The sequence below is a fragment of the Haloarcula amylovorans genome, assembly GCF_004681185.1.
GTDB lineage: Archaea > Halobacteriota > Halobacteria > Halobacteriales > Haloarculaceae > Haloarcula > Haloarcula amylovorans.
Window position 1 is genome coordinate 1,410,420 of sequence record NZ_SRIF01000001.1, and the last position, 17,879, is coordinate 1,428,298.

General features: G+C 66.4%; 15 protein-coding genes. 9 read left to right on the forward strand and 6 right to left on the reverse strand.

Features of this window, described 5'->3' with window-relative positions; genetic code table 11:
* The first annotated feature begins 19 nt into the window (after positions 1-19).
* Both E4S61_RS07215 and E4S61_RS07220 read left to right on the forward strand, forming a co-directional pair.
* Positions 20-1,069, forward strand: a complete 1,050-nt coding sequence (locus E4S61_RS07215; protein WP_135303204.1) for an NAD(P)/FAD-dependent oxidoreductase — start codon at positions 20-22, stop codon at positions 1,067-1,069.
* Between the two features lie 71 nt (positions 1,070-1,140).
* A complete protein-coding gene (locus E4S61_RS07220; RefSeq protein WP_135303205.1) occupies positions 1,141-1,428 on the forward strand; it encodes a DUF7545 family protein in 288 nt (95 codons plus the stop codon).
* 13 nt (positions 1,429-1,441) lie between these two features.
* Here the strand turns inward: E4S61_RS07220 and E4S61_RS07225 are convergent, their stop codons facing one another.
* Complete coding sequence (locus E4S61_RS07225; protein ID WP_135303206.1) at positions 1,442-2,101, reverse strand: 2,5-diamino-6-(ribosylamino)-4(3H)-pyrimidinone 5'-phosphate reductase; 660 nt, start codon at positions 2,099-2,101, stop codon at positions 1,442-1,444.
* A 262-nt stretch (positions 2,102-2,363) separates the two neighbouring features.
* On the opposite strand from E4S61_RS07225, the gene E4S61_RS07230 reads away from it, so the two are divergent.
* From E4S61_RS07230 to E4S61_RS07245, 4 genes are all read left to right on the forward strand, one after another.
* Entirely contained in the window at positions 2,364-4,130 is a 1,767-nt protein-coding gene (locus tag E4S61_RS07230; protein ID WP_167768437.1) for a PAS domain-containing protein, read from the forward strand.
* A gap of 87 nt (positions 4,131-4,217) precedes the next feature.
* Positions 4,218-5,501, forward strand: coding sequence for a Single-stranded DNA binding protein (locus E4S61_RS07235; protein ID WP_135303208.1), 1,284 nt, complete (start codon positions 4,218-4,220; stop codon positions 5,499-5,501).
* On the forward strand, positions 5,498-7,165 hold the full coding sequence (locus E4S61_RS07240; RefSeq protein WP_135303209.1) for a hypothetical protein: 1,668 nt from the start codon (positions 5,498-5,500) through the stop codon (positions 7,163-7,165). Before E4S61_RS07235 ends, E4S61_RS07240 begins: the two co-directional genes overlap by 4 nt.
* 53 nt (positions 7,166-7,218) lie before the next feature.
* Positions 7,219-7,968: a metallophosphoesterase gene (locus E4S61_RS07245; protein ID WP_135303210.1), complete on the forward strand. Its 750-nt coding sequence runs from the start codon at positions 7,219-7,221 to the stop codon at positions 7,966-7,968.
* Between the two features lie 17 nt (positions 7,969-7,985).
* On the opposite strand, the gene E4S61_RS07250 is transcribed toward E4S61_RS07245, so the two are convergent.
* Together E4S61_RS07250 and E4S61_RS07255 are read right to left on the reverse strand one after the other, a co-directional pair.
* The gene (locus E4S61_RS07250) at positions 7,986-8,831 is read right to left on the reverse strand and encodes a class 1 fructose-bisphosphatase (protein WP_135303211.1); all 846 of its coding nucleotides are present in this window, start codon (positions 8,829-8,831) and stop codon (positions 7,986-7,988) included.
* Between the two features lie 65 nt (positions 8,832-8,896).
* Positions 8,897-9,667, reverse strand: a complete 771-nt coding sequence (locus tag E4S61_RS07255) for a creatininase family protein (protein ID WP_135303212.1) — start codon at positions 9,665-9,667, stop codon at positions 8,897-8,899.
* 100 nt (positions 9,668-9,767) lie between these two features.
* Between E4S61_RS07255 and E4S61_RS07260 the strand changes: the two genes are divergently transcribed.
* Entirely contained in the window at positions 9,768-12,605 is a 2,838-nt protein-coding gene (locus E4S61_RS07260; protein ID WP_135303213.1) for a DEAD/DEAH box helicase, read from the forward strand.
* A gap of 26 nt (positions 12,606-12,631) precedes the next feature.
* Here E4S61_RS07260 and E4S61_RS07265 read toward each other — a convergent pair whose 3' ends face one another.
* The gene (locus E4S61_RS07265) at positions 12,632-13,369 is read right to left on the reverse strand and encodes a sporulation protein (protein ID WP_135303214.1); all 738 of its coding nucleotides are present in this window, start codon (positions 13,367-13,369) and stop codon (positions 12,632-12,634) included.
* 45 nt (positions 13,370-13,414) lie between these two features.
* Positions 13,415-14,038 (reverse strand): zinc ribbon domain-containing protein, encoded by a 624-nt coding sequence (locus E4S61_RS07270; protein ID WP_135303215.1) that lies wholly within the window; start codon positions 14,036-14,038, stop codon positions 13,415-13,417.
* A 228-nt stretch (positions 14,039-14,266) separates the two neighbouring features.
* On the opposite strand from E4S61_RS07270, the gene E4S61_RS07275 reads away from it, so the two are divergent.
* Both E4S61_RS07275 and E4S61_RS07280 read left to right on the forward strand, forming a co-directional pair.
* A complete protein-coding gene (locus tag E4S61_RS07275; protein ID WP_135303216.1) occupies positions 14,267-15,136 on the forward strand; it encodes a hypothetical protein in 870 nt (289 codons plus the stop codon).
* An 80-nt stretch (positions 15,137-15,216) separates the two neighbouring features.
* Positions 15,217-16,968 (forward strand): MutS-related protein, encoded by a 1,752-nt coding sequence (locus tag E4S61_RS07280; RefSeq protein ID WP_135303217.1) that lies wholly within the window; start codon positions 15,217-15,219, stop codon positions 16,966-16,968.
* Positions 16,969-17,205: 237 nt separating this feature from the next.
* Here the strand turns inward: E4S61_RS07280 and E4S61_RS07285 are convergent, their stop codons facing one another.
* A complete protein-coding gene (locus E4S61_RS07285) occupies positions 17,206-17,523 on the reverse strand; it encodes a hypothetical protein (protein ID WP_135303218.1) in 318 nt (105 codons plus the stop codon).
* Positions 17,524-17,879: the final 356 nt, after the last annotated feature.

Below are 17,879 nucleotides of genomic sequence, written 5' to 3' on the forward strand. Positions count from 1 at the left end.
GTGTAGAGTAGTTCCAGTAATGACAGAGAGCGAGGAACACCACCGACTCGTCGTCGCCGGAACCGGCATCGCCGGGCTGACGGCGGCCATCTACGCGGGCCGCAGCAACAACGATCCCCTCGTCCTCGAAGGGGACGAACCGGGCGGACAGTTGACCCTCACCAGCGAAGTCGAGAACTACCCGGGCTTCCCCGAAGGTATCTCCGGTCCGGACCTCATCAACGAGATGAAAGCACAGGCCGAGCAGTTCGGTGCCGAGCTGCGACACGGCATCGTCGAGCGCGTAGAAGACGACGAGCGACCGTTCCGCGTCGAACTCACGAACGGCGACGCCCTCACCTGTGACGCCTTTATCGCCGCGTCGGGTGCCAGCGCGCGCACCCTCGGCATCCCCGGCGAAGATGACCTAATGGGCTACGGCGTCTCGACGTGTGCGACCTGCGACGGCGCATTCTTCCGCGGCGAGGACATGCTCGTCGTCGGTGGCGGCGACGCCGCCTGCGAGGAGGCTCACTTCCTCACGAAGTTCGCCGACACAGTCTATCTGGCTCACCGCCGCGAGGAGTTCCGCGCCGAGGACTACTGGATAGAGAAGGTCCAAGAGAAGGTCGACGAGGGCGAAATCGAGATTCTACGCAACACCGAACTGCTGGAGATTCACGGGTCGGCCGAGGCAGGCGTCGACCACGTCACCCTCGCGCAAAACGAGTCTGGCTACCCCTCAGAGAACCTCGACGACGCCGGGACGGAACGAGTCGAGATGGACGTCGGCGCGGTGTTCGTCGCCATTGGCCACACGCCGAATACGGGCTATCTCGCCGACACCGGCGTCGAACTCGACGAGACCGGCTACATTCAGACCCAGGGCGGTAAGGGTGGCAACCAGACGGCCACCGGCGTTCCCGGCCTGTTCGGGGCCGGCGACGTGGTCGACTATCACTATCAACAGGCCGTCACCGCCGCCGGGATGGGTTGTAAGGCCGCGATCGACGCCGACGGCTACCTCGAAGACCTCGTCGACGCGGAGGCGAGCGCCGAGTCTGAAGCCCAGGCCGAGGCGGACGACTGAGCGCGACTGTTTTCGGCGATTGCTCGGTGTGGCATCCACAGTCCTTTAGGCAGGACTCTCGAAGGAGGCCTATGGCACCCGATACTGTCACGCTGACTATCGAAGGCGACGACGCGACAGACGAACTGACCGTTCCCAGTGACCTCCTCGATATCCTCCGCGAGCAACCCGACGAGTCGGACCCACAGGTCGTCGGCGACATCGCGATGTTCGGACTGGCGCAACGAATCCACGGCGCGGTCCACCACGGCCAGGGCGAACCGAGCGAAGATATCGCCGAACTGGAGGCGGCGACCCTCGACCTCTTCGAGGAGCGATTCGGCTCAACGTTCGGCGAACTGACCGGTCACGATCATTGACTACGCGTCGCCGTTAGACGTCCCACGTCAACAGGACGCCGCCGTCGAGGCGTTCGGCGTCGGTGAGTTCTAGGTCCGGAAACTCCTCGACGAAGCCGTCGCCGTCGGCAAGCGTCGGCGCGTCGCGGCCGCCGATTAGCTTCGGTCCGACGAACACGGAGAGTTCGTCCACCAGTTCTGCCTCGAAGAGGCTGAAAATGAGTTCGCCGCCGCCTTCGACCATGAGACGGTCGATACCGTCGCCCTCCAACTTCGCCAGCGCCGTAGTCACGTCCACCCGGTCCTCGCCGGCGGCGATGACGTACGCGCCGGCATCCTCCATCTCCTCGACGAAGTTCGTCGGCGCGGCTTCACTCACCAGGAGATACGTCTCGGCGGCCCCGTCGAGCACCTTCGCATCGGGGGGCGTCCGGATGCGCGAATCGGCAACGACCCGAGCGGGGTTCTCCGACTCGCCGCGTTCGATGCGGGCGTTTCGCCGGTCGGCGTCGTCGACGGTCAGCGACGGGTCGTCGGCCAGGACAGTACCGACGCCGACCATGACCGCGTCGCTCTCGGCCCGCAACTCGTCAACCCGTTCGAAGTCGTCGGGACCGGAGACTGCCAGTTGCTCTCGACGCCGGGAAGAGAGTTTTCCGTCCGCGCTCATCGCGGCGTTGACGACTACGTGCATAGTCGCCGGCAGGCGACTGCGACGAAAACGGGTTTCGGTTCCGGGACCGCAGCGCGGTTCTGAGCGGTGTTGGCCCGTTTGCCACAGGCGGTGTCTCCGGTCGCCGTTCGCACAGACTACGAACTAGTTCGTCAGGTACGTTACAGAACTGGCAATCGAGGGCGAAGATGTGGCCGATATCAGGTATTTACCCGCCATACATGTCGATTCTGGGGCATCTACTGGCCTAGTTTTTTCACCTTCCCAACGTGAGATGGGGGCGATGGATTCTGAGGTCACGCCCGAAGAGGTACTCGATGCCTGTTCGGAGAACAACGCGCCCGGTGAGCCGATGACGGCCGACGAGATTGCGTCGGAACTGGCGTGTCCTCGTGATGTCGTCACCGAAACGCTCGAAACACTGGCCACACGGGGTGACATCGAAGGGAAAACAGTCGACGACCGAGTTCGGGTCTGGTGGCGACCCGCCGAACTCGACTCACCACCCGACCGCTCGTCCGCTCCGAATCCGCGCGACGATGCGGAGACTAATACGCCCGATACTGACTTCGGGACGTTGCTGAATCAGCTATCGACGCCGTTCTACACGCTCGATACCGAGTGGCGCTTCACCTATCTAAACGAAGCCGCCTCGGAACGACTCGTGGCCGGCGAAGATGTCGTGGGTCGGCGTCTCTGGGAGACGTGTGAGTGGGCGTCGGACCAGCGGTTTCGAGACGAACTCCGGGCGGCGATGGGTACCGCGGAGCCCACAGTCTTCGAGTTCTATCACCCTGAACCGGTCGGGGCGTGGTGTGCGGTCCATCTATATCCGACAGCGACTGGACTAGCAGTATACGTCTACGATATCGAGAAGTGGAAGCGACGCGAGCGCGAACTGAAGCAGTACGAGGCCATCGTCGAAGCGATGTCGGACGGTGTCTACGTTGTCGACGAGTCCGGGCGCTTCGCCATGGTTAACGAGGCATACGCGGAGCTGACCGGGTACACCAAGTCCGACCTGCTCGGACGACCGGCTTCGGCGCTGGTCGACGACGAGACGGCCGCGAGAGCGGACGAGCTGAACCGAGAGTTGACGGCTAAGACGCGCGAAGCCGCCAGTTTAGAGGCTGTCCTTCGAACAGCGACCGACGAGCGAATCGTCGCTGAAGCGACGTTTTCCATCGCCAACGCAGAGGACGGAAGCAGTCGGCGGATCGGCGTCGTCCGCGACGTGACCGAACGCTACGAGCGCGAACAGCGACTCGAAGAGACCGTCACTCGACTGGAGAGTTTCGCCAGCATGCTCGCGCACGAACTGCGCAACCCGGTCACCATCGGACAGATATACAGCCAGCAGCTACCCGACGACGCGGATTCAGCGGCCGTTGGGCACGTGAGCGATGCCTTCGACCGTATCGAGGACATGATAGACATCATGCTCGCACTGGCCCGGGGTCGCGAGACAGTTAGTAAGTGTTCGACGATACCTCTCGCCGAGGTGGCGACGGCCGCGTGGGACGATATCGAGACCGGCGATGCGGCGCTGGAGGTAGCGACGGACCGGGAGATACGAGCGGAGGAGACGTATCTTCGACACCTCTTCGGGAGCTTGTTCCAAAACAGCGTGGAGCATGGCTCCACGAGCAGTCGGCCGCAGTCCGACGACAGCGTGGAACATGGTCGTTCGAGAGACGGCGACGCCATCTCTCGTGATGACGAAAATTCCAATCGAGAATTTTCGAACCAGTCCACGAGCAATCGGAACGCGACGCGTTCCGATGACAGTGTGGCGCACGGCGGCGAGCCCGTCACGGTCACCGTCGGCGACCTCCCGACCGGGTTCTACGTGGCCGACGACGGGGACGGTATCCCGTCCGACGATCTGGACATCGTTTTCGAGCCGGGCTACACGACGGCGGCTGGCCGCGGCGGGACCGGGTTGGGACTGGCATTCGTCGAGGAGTTATCCGAGGTGTACGGCTGGGACGTGACGCTCACCGAGAGCGAGTCCGGCGGCGCACGCTTCGAGTTCACGGCGGTGGACTGATCCTATGATGTCTGGCGAGGGCGTCGCCGCCGACCGGTCTCCGCTACCCACAAACCCTTTTGAACGCCGCCGCCGAACCTTCCGTCGATGTCTCTCGAAGATCATGTCGAGGAACTCGCCTCCGACCTCGACGTAGACAAAGAGGAGGTCAGACGCGACTTAGAGAACCTCGTGGAGTACTCCGTGCCGATGGACGAGGCCAAACAGAGCCTCCGACGGAAGTACGGCGACGGCGACTCCGGCGGCAGCGGCGGCACGCCGTCGAGTAAGGCCATCAGCGAGGTCACCACCGACGACTCGAACGTGACGGTCACGGCCGTCGTCCTCACGTCCGGCCGTCGGTCCATCCAGTACAACGGCGACCAACACGTCATCCGTGAGGGTCAGCTCGCCGACGAATCGGGCACCATCTCCTACACCGCGTGGGACGGCTTCGAGGGCGACCTCGAACCCGGCCAGACCGTCCAGTTCGGGAACGCCGGCGTCCGCGAGTGGGACGGCCACCCCGAGCTCAATCTCGGTCAGAGTACACAGGCGGAAACCGTCGAGACGCCGCTCGACATCGACGCCGAGGTGGGCGGGGAGTCCGCCCTCGCCCATATCGAACCCGGCGACCGCGGAATCACCGTCGAAGTGCAAGTCTTAGAGTGCGAGGAGAAAGTCATCGATGGCCGCGACGGCGAGACGACCATCCTGAGTGGCGTGCTGGGCGACGAGAGCGGGCGGCTCCCGTTCACGGACTGGGAACCCCACGACGCCATCGAGGAGGGGGCGTCCGTCCGCATCGAGGAGACGTTCGTCCGCGAGTTCCGCGGCGCGCCCTCGGTGAACGTCTCGGAGTTCTCGACGGTCACGCCGCTCTCCGAACCCGTTAGCGTCACGGAAGACGCCCCGCGGATGCGAATCCGCGAGGCCGTCGAGAGCGGCGGTCAGTTCGACGTTGAACTTGTCGGTAACGTCATCGAGATTCGCGACGGCTCCGGCCTCATCGAGCGCTGTCCCGACTGTGGCCGCGTCGTCCAGAACGGCCAGTGTCGCACCCACGGCGCAGTCGAGGGCGAGGACGACCTCCGGACGAAGGCCATCTTGGACGACGGCACCGCCACGGTGACGGTCATCCTCGACGACGAGATCACCGAGCGAGTGTACGGCGGCGACTTAGACGACGCCCGCGAACACGCTCGCGACGCGATGGACAAAGAGGTCGTCGCCGACCGCATCGCGGAGCGCGTCGTCGGCCACGAGTACGTCGTCCGCGGGTCGCTATCGGTCGACGAGTACGGCGCGAATCTCAACGCCACCGAGTTCGAGGAAGCCGACGACGACCCCGCAACGCGTGCGAGTGACTTCCTGCAGGAGGTCGACGCATGAGCGAGTCAGACGATAGCGGGCCGGGGCGGCGCGAAGTCGCCCACCGCCTGTTCGCCGCGGAGTTCGACGACGCGGACTTCTCGTACTCTGAGTCCGATGAAGAACGTGCCCCAAACTACGTCGTTACGCCCACAGGCGCGCGGGTCAACCGCCTCTTTGCCGTCGGCGTCCTCACCGAGATCGAGCAGGTCAACGAGGAGGTGCTTCGCGCCCGCATCGTCGACCCGACCGGGCCGTTCGTCGTCTACGCCGGGCAGTACCAACCCGACGCGCTGGCGTTCTTAGAGAGCGCGACGCCGCCGCTGTTCGTCGCCATCACGGGCAAGGCTCGAACGTTCGAACCGGAGGACGGCGACCGCGTGTTCACCTCGATCCGCCCGGAGTCCATCAGCGAAGTAGATGCTGGCACCCGCGACCGCTGGGTCGTCCAGGCCGCCGAGCAGACGGTCGAGCGCATCGCTCAGATGGCCAGCGCGAAGCAGTCGAATCTCTCGGGTGAGGACCTCCGTACCTCGCTGGTCGAGTCCGGCGTCGAGGAGAGTCTCGCCGCCGGCATCCCGTTGGCACTCGACCACTACGGCACGACCGGCGACTATCTGGCGGCCCTGCGCGACCTCTCGCTCGACGCAGCCCGCGTCGTGGCAGGCGAGTTAGACGAGGCCGGAACGCTGTCGCGGTCACCCGGCGACGGCACCGACGACCCGCTGCCGGTGCTCACCGACGCCGAACTCGACACCGCTGTGGCTTCGGCACCCGGAAGCGCCGACGAGAGCGCCGGAGTAGCCGAAACGGAGACCGAATCGGAATCGGCGGTCGAGCCGACAGCGACCGATACGACGACAACTGAGACCGAAAGTGTCGAATCAGAGAGTCTCGGTACCGCAGACGCGACGCCCGACGCGGGCGAGACGGTCGAGCCGACCGAACCGGAGTCCGAGGACGCACCTACCGAGACGGATACGGACGTGGGTGCCGCCGACGAGTTCGGCGGGACAGACGAAGCAGAGACCACTGCCACCGAGACCGAAATCGCCAGCACTGGCGAAGCAGCGAGCGAGTCCGCGTCGGTCGACGACAGCGCGGACGACGCGGACACCGACGACGAGATCGGCGACTTCGACACCGAGTTCGAACTCGACGAGAACGAACGCGAAGAGATAGAGGAAGAGTACGGCACCGACTTCCAGAGCGGGTCGGAGGTCGACGAGCCGGGCGAGGCCGACATCGAGACGCCGGACCCCGAAGAACTGGCCGAGGCAGAGGCGTCCGAGGAGGGTGCGCCCGCCGACGCCGCCGACGCGGAGTCGGCCCCGGACTCACCGGGAGCGCCGGCCGGCGACGAGTCGCCCGAACCGAGCGCGGACGCGGCGACGAGTGACGCGCCGGTCGAGACGCCCGAGACCGCGACCGAGGCGGGAGCCGACGAGACGACTGCCGGCGAGTCGGCCGACGAACCCGACGCCGAGGACGTGGACCTCGAAGACGCCGTGATGGATGTCATGCGTGACTTAGACGACGGCGACGGCGCGGACCGCGAGGAGATTCGCGCGACCGTCGCCGAGGAGTACGGCGCGGACACCGACGCCGTCGAGGACGCGATTCAGGACGCCCTGATGAGCGGGCAGTGTTACGAGCCCGAAGACGGCAAGCTCACCCCCATCTGAGCGGGCTGTCGCAGTCGCGCCCCTTTTCTCCCGTCGCCGCCAACGCGAGAGCGATGCGTGTCGAACCGCTCCCGAACGCTCCGGCCGCCGCGATCGAAACCGGCGGCGAGCGACTGCTAGCGGTGGCCGATTACCACGCCGGCATCGAGGCCGGCCTTCGCTACGAGGGGGTCGAACTCCAGTCGGCCGCCAGCGAACGCCGCGAGCGGTTACTCGCGTTGCTCGACCGGGCACGAGCGGACAGACTGGTCGTCCTCGGCGACCTCGGTCACGCCATCGGCGACCCGTTCGCCGAGGAGCGCGAGGAGTTGACCGCGCTGTTCGAGGCCGTCGACGTGCCAGTGACGCTCGTGAAGGGGAACCACGACGGCGACGTAGAGCCCGTTCTCGCCGAGATTGACGCCACCATCGACGTGACGCCGTCCCACGGGACCCGAATCGGCGACGTGGGATTCGTCCACGGGCACACGTGGCCCGCTCCCGACGTTCTGAACGCCGAAGTCGTCTGTGTCGGCCACGAGCACCCGGTCGTTAGACTGGAGGACGAGGTCGGCGGCGCGAGGAAGGAACGGGCGTGGCTTCGCGGGTCGCTCGTCGCCGACCCGTTCGCCGACCACTACGGCGCGGGCGTCGAGACGAATGCCGACCTCGTCGTCTTCCCGGCGTTCAACGACCGTTCGGGCGGAACGTGGGTCAACGTCGAGGGACAAGACTTTCTCGCACCGTTCCTCCCCGACGGGATGGCCGACGCGGAGGCGTTCTTACTCGACGGGACGCGACTCGGACAGTACCGGCGAGTGTGATACTACGGCCTGGCCGGTCACTCACTCACGGCGGCCTCTAAGCGCTCGACGAGCTCCCTATTTCCGAGGAACGTCGGTGTCCGCCCGTGGAGGCCGTCCGGCTCGACGTCCAACAGCGACTGCGACCCGTCAGAGGAGCCGCCGCTGGCCGCTTCCACGAGATACGCCAGCGGCGCGGCCTCGAAGTGGACACGGAGCTTGCCGTCGGGATAGGTGGTCGTCGCCGGGTAACCGAAGATACCGCCGTACTCCAGTACCTGCGCGAGGTCTGCCACTGTCGCGCCGCCGTAGCGGAGTTTCAGCTCTCGGCTCAGGTCTCTGGCGAAGTCGTTGACGGCGTCGGTTCGCTCGACGGACTTGCCGGCGATGCCGACGACGGTCGGCTCCTCGGGCAGGGAGAACGTTCCCCAGCGTTCACTGTGGCCGTCTCGCAGGAGGTACTCCTGAACTACGTCGCGGTCCTCGCGGGCGACGGTCATCGTGGTGTAGGGGCCGTAGAGGACCATCATCGCCGCCACCATGTCGCGGCCGGTCGTGGGAAGCGGCGCGTCGTAGACGCCGACGATGGTACCCACCGAGTTGTTCGACGCGAGGTTGGCCGAGCCGTCCAGCGGGTCGATAGCGACGGTGTAGCCCTCGCCGCAGTCGGCCACGTCTTCGCGCTCCTCGCTCGCGTAGCCGCCGACGCCGTCGACGTACGAGAGCGCGTCGAAAAAGAGGTCGTCGGCCCACACGTCGCCGCCGACCTGCTGTTCGCCGCTCGGGTTCTCGCCGGCGCTTCGCCCGGCATAGTTGGCGAGGTTCCGGCGCATGTAGTGGGCCGTGTCCTTGACTGCCCGTTCGATGTCGTCGAGCGTGTTCATCGATTCGACCTCACGCTGTCACTGGGTTCGAACATGTCCCTACGTCGACTCGCTGGCGACATAAACTACACGTGGGCTTTCGGGAACAGGGCCTCGGCGGGTTGGTCGTCCAGCCACTCACAGAGGCTGACGAGGTTGTCGAGTGCGGCTTCGAACAGTTTCTCGCCCGCCTCGGCCGAGGCGTCGGTCTGGTCGCCGAGCACGCCGTTTTCCGTGTTGTCGATGGCGTCGTAGAAGGTGCGCGCACCGTTGACGCGCCCGGTCGTCTCGTCGAACACCCGGCAACCGCCGTCGCGGGCGTCCTCGATGCGGTTCTCGTGGACGAGGTCGCCGGCGAGGTACTGGACAAGTGAGGTCTCTTTCGGCCCACCGTGGGGCCCTGGCGTCTCGAACGTCTCCTCGATGAGATCAGTGATGCTCTCGTCCCACATCCACTCGATGGCGTACAGCGTCCCATCGTCACGCAGGCGGCGGCCCACCTCACGAAGGTGCTGGACGTTGCCGCCGTGGGCGTTGACGAAGATTACGCGGTCGATGCCGTGGTACGCCAGATTCCGGGTGATGCTCTCGACGTAGTCGCGAAACGCCGGCGCGTCGGCCCACATCGTCCCGTGGAACTGCCGGTGGTGGGGGCTGACACCGACGTTGACGGTCGGCGTGCAGAGATAGCCCGTCTCCTCGGCAGCCCGGCGAGCGAAGGACTCGGCGATGATGTGGTCGGTCGCCTCGGGGAGATGCGGTCCGTGTTGTTCGGTCGACCCCAGCGGCAGCAGCGCCAGCGACTCCGACTCGAAGTACGATTCGAGGTCCGGCCACGCCTCGTCGGCGAGATACATACGTCACCTCCGCGTGCGAAGGCCTTCAAGCCCGTGCCGAATAGCCACGAGAACGGGTGACACAACGTGCTTAACCCGGTTCGGTCGCTAGGAGGGGGCGATGACTGACGGGGTGATACAGGGGGCTGACGCGTTTACCGTCCTCGGCGAGGAGGTGCGAAACGCCCTCTCCGAGCGCGGGTTCGCGACGCCAACGGAGCCACAGCGCGAGGCGATTCCCCGACTCGCACGCGGAGAGGACGCGCTCGTCGTCGCCCCGACCGGGACCGGCAAGACGGAGACGGCGATGCTGCCGGTGTTAGACGCGCTCGCGAGCGCCGACAAGGAACGCTTCGGCATCGGCGCGCTGTACATCACGCCGCTGCGGGCGCTCAACCGCGACATGCGCGAGCGACTGGAGTGGTGGGGGGAGACGCTCGATCTGGAGGTAGACGTTCGCCACGGCGACACCACGCAGTACCGACGGAGTCAGCAGGCGAACGACCCGCCGGACGTGCTGGTGACGACGCCCGAGACGCTGCAGGCGATGCTGACCGGGTCGAAGCTCCGGACGGCACTCGAAGACGTAGACCACGTCGTCGTCGACGAGGTCCACGAACTCGCCGCGGCCAAGCGCGGCGCGCAGTTGACCATCGGACTCGAACGACTTCGCGAGGTCGCCGGACCCTTCCAGCGAGTCGGCCTCTCCGCGACGGTAGGCGACCCACAGGAGGTCGGGCGCTTCCTCACCGGCGGCCGCGGGTGTTCGGTCGTTGAGGTGGACATCGGCAGTCGATTAGACGTAGACGTGGTGCGACCGCAGGTGACCGACCGCGACGAGCGACTCTCCAGCGAACTCGTCACCGACGCAGAGACGGCCAGCCACGTCCGCTTCATCGACGACCTGATAGCAGAGAACGAGTCAGTCCTGCTGTTCGTCAACACGCGACAAACCGCCGAGGCGCTGGGTTCCCGGTTCAAGGAACTCGGGACGAACCTCGGCGTCCACCACGGGTCGCTCTCGAAGGAGGCCCGCATCGACGTCGAAGACCGGTTCAAGGCCGGCGAACTCGACGCCCTGCTCTGTACCTCGTCGATGGAGCTGGGCATCGACGTGGGCCGGGTCGACCACGTCGTCCAGTACGGCAGTCCCCGGCAGGTGTCCCGACTCGTCCAGCGAGTCGGCCGCGCCGGCCACCGCCGCGACGAGATCTCCTCGGGGACCGTCGTGACGACTCACAGCGACGATACATTGGAGGCGCTTGCCATCGCCCGTCAGGCGCGGAACGGCGAGGTCGAACCCGCCGAGATTCACGACGGGAGCCTCGACACCGTCGCCAACCAGCTAGCCGGCGTCGTGATGGACACAGGCGAGGTGCGGGCGATGGAGGCGTACCGAATCATCACGCGGGCGTACCCGTTTCGCGATATCGACGAAGACGCGTTCAAAGACGTCGTCCGAGAACTGGGCGCGAACAACGTCGTCTGGTTGGACGAGGAACGCGATACGCTGGAGAAACGCCGCGGCACGTGGCAGTACTTTTACCAGAATCTCTCGATGATTCCCGACGAGGCCACCTACGATGTCGAGGACGTGGCCTCGGGCCAACAGGTCGGGACGCTGGACGAGCGGTTCGTCGTCAATTTCGCCACCCCCGGTGAGGTGTTCGTCCAGCGCGGCGAGATGTGGCGCATCACCAACATCGACGAGGAGGAGGAAGTCGTGACCGTCTCTCCCATCGAGGACCCCGCCGGCGAAGTGCCTTCGTGGGTTGGAAGCGAGATTCCGGTTCCGAAGGCCGTCGCGGGCGAAGTTGGAGAACTACGGCGAGTCGCCGGTGAGCAGTTACAGGCGGGCGCACCCGCCGACACCGTCGCAGCCCACGTCGCTCGTCGGTACGACGCCGACGCGGGGACGGTGGCCGACGGCCTCTCGCAACTGGAGGGACACGAGGCCCCGATTCCCGACGCCGAGACGATACTCGTAGAGTTCCGCGGCCGGGAGGTCCTGGTCAACTCCTGTTACGGCCACAAGATCAACGAGACGCTGGGGCGAGTCCTCTCGGCGCTGCTGGGCCAGCGGGCGGGGTCGTCCGTCGCCATGGAGGTAGACCCCTATCGCATCGAACTCGAAGTGCCCCGGCGAATCAGCGCCGGCGACGTGATGGAAGTCTTAGAGGAGACCGACCCCGACCACCTCCCGGCGCTCGTCGAGTTGAGCCTGAAGAACGCCGACGCCTTGAAGTTCAAGCTCGCGCAGGTCGCCACGAAGTTCGGGTCGCTCAAGCGCTGGCGCGGTCGCGGCTCGACGGACTTCGGCCGGGACCGGCTGCTCGCCGCATTGGAAGACACCCCGATGTACGACGAGGCGCTGCGCGAGGTGCGCCACGAGGATTTGGCTATCGGAGAGACGGCGGAACTGTTGGAAGCAGTCCAGTCCGGCGACGTCGCCCTCGAAACCGTCGGCGAACGCACGCCGATCGGTCTCGGCGGAAACGCCTCGGGCCGGGAACTGCTCTCGCCGGAGAACGCCGACGCGAGCGTCATCCAGACAGTGCGAGAGCGCATCCAGAGCGACCGCGTCATCCTCGCCTGTCTGCACTGCCGAGAGTGGGACCGCAAGCAGCAGGTCAGTCGGGTTCGTGACCAACCGGAGTGCCCCCAGTGTGGGTCCACTCGCATCGCCGCGCTGAACCCGTGGGCCGACGAAGTCGTGGCGGCGGTGCGGGCCGACGAGAAGGACGAGGAACAGGAGAAGATGACCGAGCGCGCCTATCGTGCCGGGTCGCTCGTTCAGACACACGGCAAGCAAGCCGTCGTCGCCCTCGCCGCTCGCGGCGTCGGCCCGCACAACGCCGCGCGAATCATCAACCGCCTGCGCGAGGACGAAGACGAGTTCTACCGGGACATCCTCCGCCAGGAACGGGAATACGCCAGAACGCAGTCGTTCTGGGAGTGACTGAGGCCGGAGTCGGTTGTGCGGGATTAGCTCAGTTGCCGAATCGCATCGGCCAGCGGCTGTTCGACGGCCGACGGGTCGTCGTTCTGAACCGTGAAGGAGGTGTGTCGTTCGTCTACGTCCATCGCCTCCGAGAGCAGGCCACCGCGACGGTCGACCTCCATGTGAACGGTCAGGCCGCCGTCGTCGTAGACGGGGATAATTTCGACTTCGTCCACCTCGCCGGAGAACTCGCCGTGCTGTGGGCGGAACTCGAACTCCTGGACGAACCTCGCCGAGGTGGAGAAGATGTTACCGGGCCGGGCCTGACACGAGGAGGAACGGAGTGAGAAGCCCAGATTTTCCAGTGCATCGAAGACGGCTTGGAGCCGCTCCGTGGGACGGACTTCGATACGGTCCTCGTCTTCCGGGTCGACGGCCATCGAGATGTCTAGTCCGGTCTCGATTTCGACGGAGACCGAGCCGACGGTCACGGGTGTCCGTCGAGGAACGTCGATGGTCGTCTCGAAGCGTCGTTCGTCGTCGGCCTCGATGGTGAACGGGTCAGTGAGTCGCCACTTGTCGACGATGGCGTCGGCGTACCCTTCCTCGGTGCGGTACTCCGTCTCCAGTGCGAAGTAGATGGCGTCGATGTCCTGGTCGGTCGACCCGCCCTCGACGTGGACCTCGGCGTCGACCGAGTCGCCGGCACAGACCGTACTGGAGGGGAGAATAGTGTCTACGCGAGCGGAACCAATTCCGATGCGGGAGAGCACGTCTTTCATGCCACCAGTCGTTGGTGTCGCCTTCCGGTATAAACTTCGTGGTGATCAGGGGTTCTCGTCGGCAGATTCGTCCGTTGCGTCCTCGCTTCCGAACCCCGCGCGCTCGTGGAGCGGGCCGGGTTCACCACGGGCCTGTCGGGCGGCCCGTTCGGAGACTCGCCGTGCCAGTAGCGCGGCGGCGATTGCGGGAACCGCCAGCACGGCGGCGACGAAGAGAGTTCGCTCCGAGCCGACGCCGCCACCGGAAAGCGAGTCGTAGCCCAGCGCGACCATGACAGCGAGGACACCGGCGACGACGAGGTAGAGACCGCGGGCAAGCGCGGCACTCGGGTTCGGAAGGCGAGCAAGCGCCGCCGCCGAACCGAGCCAGCCGGCGAGTAAGAGACCGACGACCGCGACGAACGGCAGGTCGCCGACGGCGATGACGACGGCGTATGCGAGCAGCGGCGCGATGGCGATTCCGAGTGTGAGTCCCGTCAGGAGAACGGCCCACCGCGGCGCGGCGTTCACGTCGCCGTCGTACGCCCCACTCGTTCGCTCGTCGAGAAGTGTAGCCACCTCCTCGGAGACCAGTCGCTCGCCACAGGTGGGACACTCCGTCGCCGTCGGAGCCAGCGGCTCCCCGCAGGCGGGACAGGCCGGGTCGTCGGCCGTACGCCACTCGTCCATACCGTCGCATACGGGGCCAACGGCTTGAGGGGACCGGTCGTCTAACAGCCGATTGCGTGTCCGCCGTCGCTTCCGTACGACCGGCTTGCCGTTCGCTACGTTCGGCTTACCCTGTCACGATGGTGACGTTCGCCGTTTGGAGGCCGTCGGGGCGGTAACGTCGTCTTGTGAACGACACTCTGCTACTGAGAGTTGTTAACAAAGTGCATTCGGCCGCCGAATGATAATATGGAGCGATATCCACTCGACTCCTCGCGGCGAGACGTGATGAAGGCGCTCGGTGCGGGCGCGGTGGTGTCGGGACTCGGCGGAACGACGGCTGCACAGACCGACAGCGGACAGACTGACGGAGAGCAGGGCGACACCCCGTCACCCAGCGACGGCACGGGCACGGTCTACGAAGTCGAGACGCTGATACGGGGTCCCCCGACCAATCAGAATCGGCCGGTCGACTTCTTCTATCAGCCGACCGGCCTCCACATCCAGCCGGGCGACGTGATCAAGTTCGTCTTTACCACCCCGGACCACAACGTCGTCAGCTACCACCCGGCATTCGGGATGCGACGGCGAGTGCCGACCGGCGTCCACGCCTTCTCCTCGCCACTGTTAGGGTGGCAGCCTCGCTCTATCGGCGACGACCAGATTGAGCCGCCAGCGGAGATGGGCGGTGCCGATGGTGAACAGCAAGACAGTGGGCAGCAGGGAGAAGGTGGAAACAGCCAACAAGGTGGCGGGCAGGGAGATGGTCAAGGTGACGGTGGACAGCAAAATGGTGGCCGAGGAGGTGGCGGCCCGCGCGAACCCGTTCCGTCGACGTGGCTCTATGCCTTCGAGATGTCGGGCGTCTACGACTTGCTGTGCTCGCCTCACGAGACGTACGGCATGGCGATGCGTGTCGTCGTCGGCGACACCACCGAAGCGCCCTTCGAGACGAGCGACCCGAGCGCGCTTCCGGAACCGAGAGCCGGTCCCGTCGAACTCGCCCGGGAGACGCTCACCGACCCGGCGCTCGAACCCTCGAATATCGTCGAACAGGGGACGGTCGCGTGGGAGTCGCTGGAGGCTGTCAGTGGCCAATCCGGGCAGACTCAGGGCTGACGTGCGCGATTCGCGTCTCCCTGAGAGTGGCCGACGGCGCGTGATAAACGACTAAACGGCGGCGCCCCGTCCGCTTGCCCATGCGACTGGAGGAGTACTGGGGAATCGGGCCGAAGACGTCCGAGCTGCTGGCCGGGGAACTGGGCGTCGAACGGGCCGTCGAAGCCATCGAGACGGCGAACACGCGGGCGCTGACCGCCGCGGGGCTCTCCCGCGGGCGAGCGACGCGCATCCTGCGGCGAGCGACCGGAGCCGAGTCGATGGACCTGCTGGCTACCCGGGACACCCGCGACGTGTACAAAGAGCTGCTGGACCTCGCCGAGGAGTACGCCGTCACGGGCGACGCCGCCGACAAGATTCGCGTCCTGACGCCGCTACCCACCTGCGAGGCGATGACCGAACGACTGGACGACGTGCTCGAAGCCAAGACGACATGGAGCGAGCTCTCAGACAACGACCAGCGGGCCGTTCTCGACGCTTTCGACCGCTACGACGCAGGGACAGGAGAACGAGCGGCCGTCGAGACGGCGCTCGCGCTGCTGGAAACGGGCGTCGGAGACGGCGTGTTCGAACGGGTGGCTGCACTCGACGCCGACGCCCTCGCCGACGCTCGGGCGGCACTGGCCGGCCTCGCTGGCGAGGGAGAGCGCGTCGGCGAGGGAGCTGACGCGGAACTGGACCGTCTCCGGACGCAACTCGGCGACGTGGAAGACCTCGCGGCGGCGACACCCGAAGTGGTCGAGGCCGTCCAGGAGGGCGCACGCCGTCCGGCCGACTTCCAGGACGCGCTCGTCCGGTACGTCACCGACGAGACGGGGATGGACGCCGCGCGGGTCCGCGACGCGATGCCGAGCGAAGCGACCGACGCACAGGACTTCGTCGACGCCGCCCTCCGCGAGTTGCGCCGGTCGCTCCGGAGCGCCGTCGAAGAGCGCGAAACGGCCGTCGCCGAGCGTCTGGAAGACGACCTCGCGGCCGCGCGCGAGGACATCGACGCGGCCGTCTCCGTCGTCGACGACGTCTCGCTGGCCGTCTCGCTCGCTCGCTTTGCCATCGCCTACGACCTGACGCGACCGACGTTCGTCGACCGCGAGACCATCGCCGTCCGGAACGCGCGAAACCTCGCGCTCGCCGACGACGTGCAACCGATCACCTACGCCGTCGGCGACCACACGCTCGATGTCGAGCGGGCCAACGCCCCGCCCAGCGGCGACCGGGTGGCGGTGCTTACCGGCGCGAACTCCGGCGGGAAGACGACCCTGCTTGAGACGCTCTGTCAGGTTCAGTTGCTCGCGCAGATGGGGCTGCCCGTCCCCGCTGACGCCGCAGAGGTCGGCGTCGTCGACACCGTCGTCTTCCACCGACGACACGCCTCCTTCAACGCGGGCGTCCTCGAATCGACGCTCCGGTCGGTCGTCCCGCCGCTGACCGGCGGCGACCGGACGCTGATGCTCGTCGACGAGTTCGAGGCCATCACGGAACCCGGTTCTGCGGCGAACCTACTGCACGGCCTCGTCACGCTGACCGTCGACCGCGACGCGCTGGGCGTCTTCGTCACGCACCTCGCGGCGGACCTCGAACCGCTCCCCGACGCCGCCCGCACCGACGGCATCTTCGCCGAGGGACTGGACCCCGACCTGAACCTACAGGTGGACTACCAGCCCCGCTTTGGCACCGTTGGGAAGTCCACGCCGGAGTTCATCGTCTCCCGACTGGTCGCCAACGCCAGCGACCCCGTCGAACGCGGCGGGTTCGAGACGCTCGCGCAGGCCGTCGGTGAGGAAGCCGTCCAGCGAACTCTCTCTGACGTTCGCTGGAACGAGGGTGAGTAAATCGGTCGGTAGTCCGGCGACTACACGGGTACGATAACGGCGGAGAACCCGCGTCGTTACCGACGGCGGGTGCGTCGGCGGTCGTCGTCTCGCTGCTTTCGTCGCTGTTCCGCGATTGCGATGAGGTACGTCGTTCGCATTTGTTGGTCCTCTCTCCGCCGGGGGTCGAACCCGGGGACCGGAGAACCCGGCGTCCGCCAGTGGACACGGAGAGGCGGTGGAGGGCCGAAACGCGGGTTACGCGTCCTCGACGACGAGATGGTCGACAGCGAGGATGCCGAACCCGTCGTCGAGGCACTCCGTCGCCGCCGTCTCGGGTGCGACGTCCTCGCCGTCGTTGGGAACGGTAATCGACACTCGAAGGTCGACATCGACCCGGAGGTCGGTGAACGTCGGCCGGACGCCGCGGACTCGCGTTACCGTGACCTCGGCGACGCCATCGATGCTTTCGACGACGCTAGCGACGCCGCTCTCTAAGTCGTCGGACCCGCCGCGGGGGACTCGCAGCGAGACCTCGGCCGATGCCTCGATGGGGACAGTCGCTTTCAGCGACATAGACCGACGGCCGGAGTCGAACCGGGCGGGACTCGCCGACCGAGTCCGTCGGCAAAGCGACACAGCGGTCGCTAGGGCGATGGCTCTCGCGATGGACGTTCCGCCGACCACCCGAGTACAGCCGGCCAACGAGATGGCCGACGACCGAGGGTCGCCGACTGCCGGGCTACGTACCTACGAAGGTATCAAGCCGGAACCGGCGACCGTCGAGACAGACGCGGCCGACGAGTCGGGGTGTCGGAGTGGAAATCGAAGCGCCGCCGCAGTGGGCGTCCGCGCGACCGGACAACCGTCCCACGGCGGCACTGTGTCCCTATGCGAGACGGGACGGACGGGCGTTCACCCGACCAATCCAG

What these genes read in the sequence shown, in the direction of transcription:
- E4S61_RS07215 (WP_135303204.1), top strand. Translation starts at nt 20, where the DNA reads ATGACAGAGAGCGAGGAACACCACCGACTCGTCGTCGCCGGAACCGGC.
- E4S61_RS07220 (WP_135303205.1), top strand. Translation starts at nt 1,141, where the DNA reads ATGGCACCCGATACTGTCACGCTGACTATCGAAGGCGACGACGCGACA.
- E4S61_RS07225 (WP_135303206.1), bottom strand. Translation starts at nt 2,101, where the DNA reads ATGCACGTAGTCGTCAACGCCGCGATGAGCGCGGACGGAAAACTCTCT.
- E4S61_RS07230 (WP_167768437.1), top strand. Translation starts at nt 2,364, where the DNA reads ATGGATTCTGAGGTCACGCCCGAAGAGGTACTCGATGCCTGTTCGGAG.
- E4S61_RS07235 (WP_135303208.1), top strand. Translation starts at nt 4,218, where the DNA reads ATGTCTCTCGAAGATCATGTCGAGGAACTCGCCTCCGACCTCGACGTA.
- E4S61_RS07240 (WP_135303209.1), top strand. Translation starts at nt 5,498, where the DNA reads ATGAGCGAGTCAGACGATAGCGGGCCGGGGCGGCGCGAAGTCGCCCAC.
- E4S61_RS07245 (WP_135303210.1), top strand. Translation starts at nt 7,219, where the DNA reads ATGCGTGTCGAACCGCTCCCGAACGCTCCGGCCGCCGCGATCGAAACC.
- E4S61_RS07250 (WP_135303211.1), bottom strand. Translation starts at nt 8,831, where the DNA reads ATGAACACGCTCGACGACATCGAACGGGCAGTCAAGGACACGGCCCAC.
- E4S61_RS07255 (WP_135303212.1), bottom strand. Translation starts at nt 9,667, where the DNA reads ATGTATCTCGCCGACGAGGCGTGGCCGGACCTCGAATCGTACTTCGAG.
- E4S61_RS07260 (WP_135303213.1), top strand. Translation starts at nt 9,768, where the DNA reads ATGACTGACGGGGTGATACAGGGGGCTGACGCGTTTACCGTCCTCGGC.
- E4S61_RS07265 (WP_135303214.1), bottom strand. Translation starts at nt 13,369, where the DNA reads ATGAAAGACGTGCTCTCCCGCATCGGAATTGGTTCCGCTCGCGTAGAC.
- E4S61_RS07270 (WP_135303215.1), bottom strand. Translation starts at nt 14,038, where the DNA reads ATGGACGAGTGGCGTACGGCCGACGACCCGGCCTGTCCCGCCTGCGGG.
- E4S61_RS07275 (WP_135303216.1), top strand. Translation starts at nt 14,267, where the DNA reads ATGGAGCGATATCCACTCGACTCCTCGCGGCGAGACGTGATGAAGGCG.
- E4S61_RS07280 (WP_135303217.1), top strand. Translation starts at nt 15,217, where the DNA reads ATGCGACTGGAGGAGTACTGGGGAATCGGGCCGAAGACGTCCGAGCTG.
- E4S61_RS07285 (WP_135303218.1), bottom strand. Translation starts at nt 17,523, where the DNA reads ATGTCGCTGAAAGCGACTGTCCCCATCGAGGCATCGGCCGAGGTCTCG.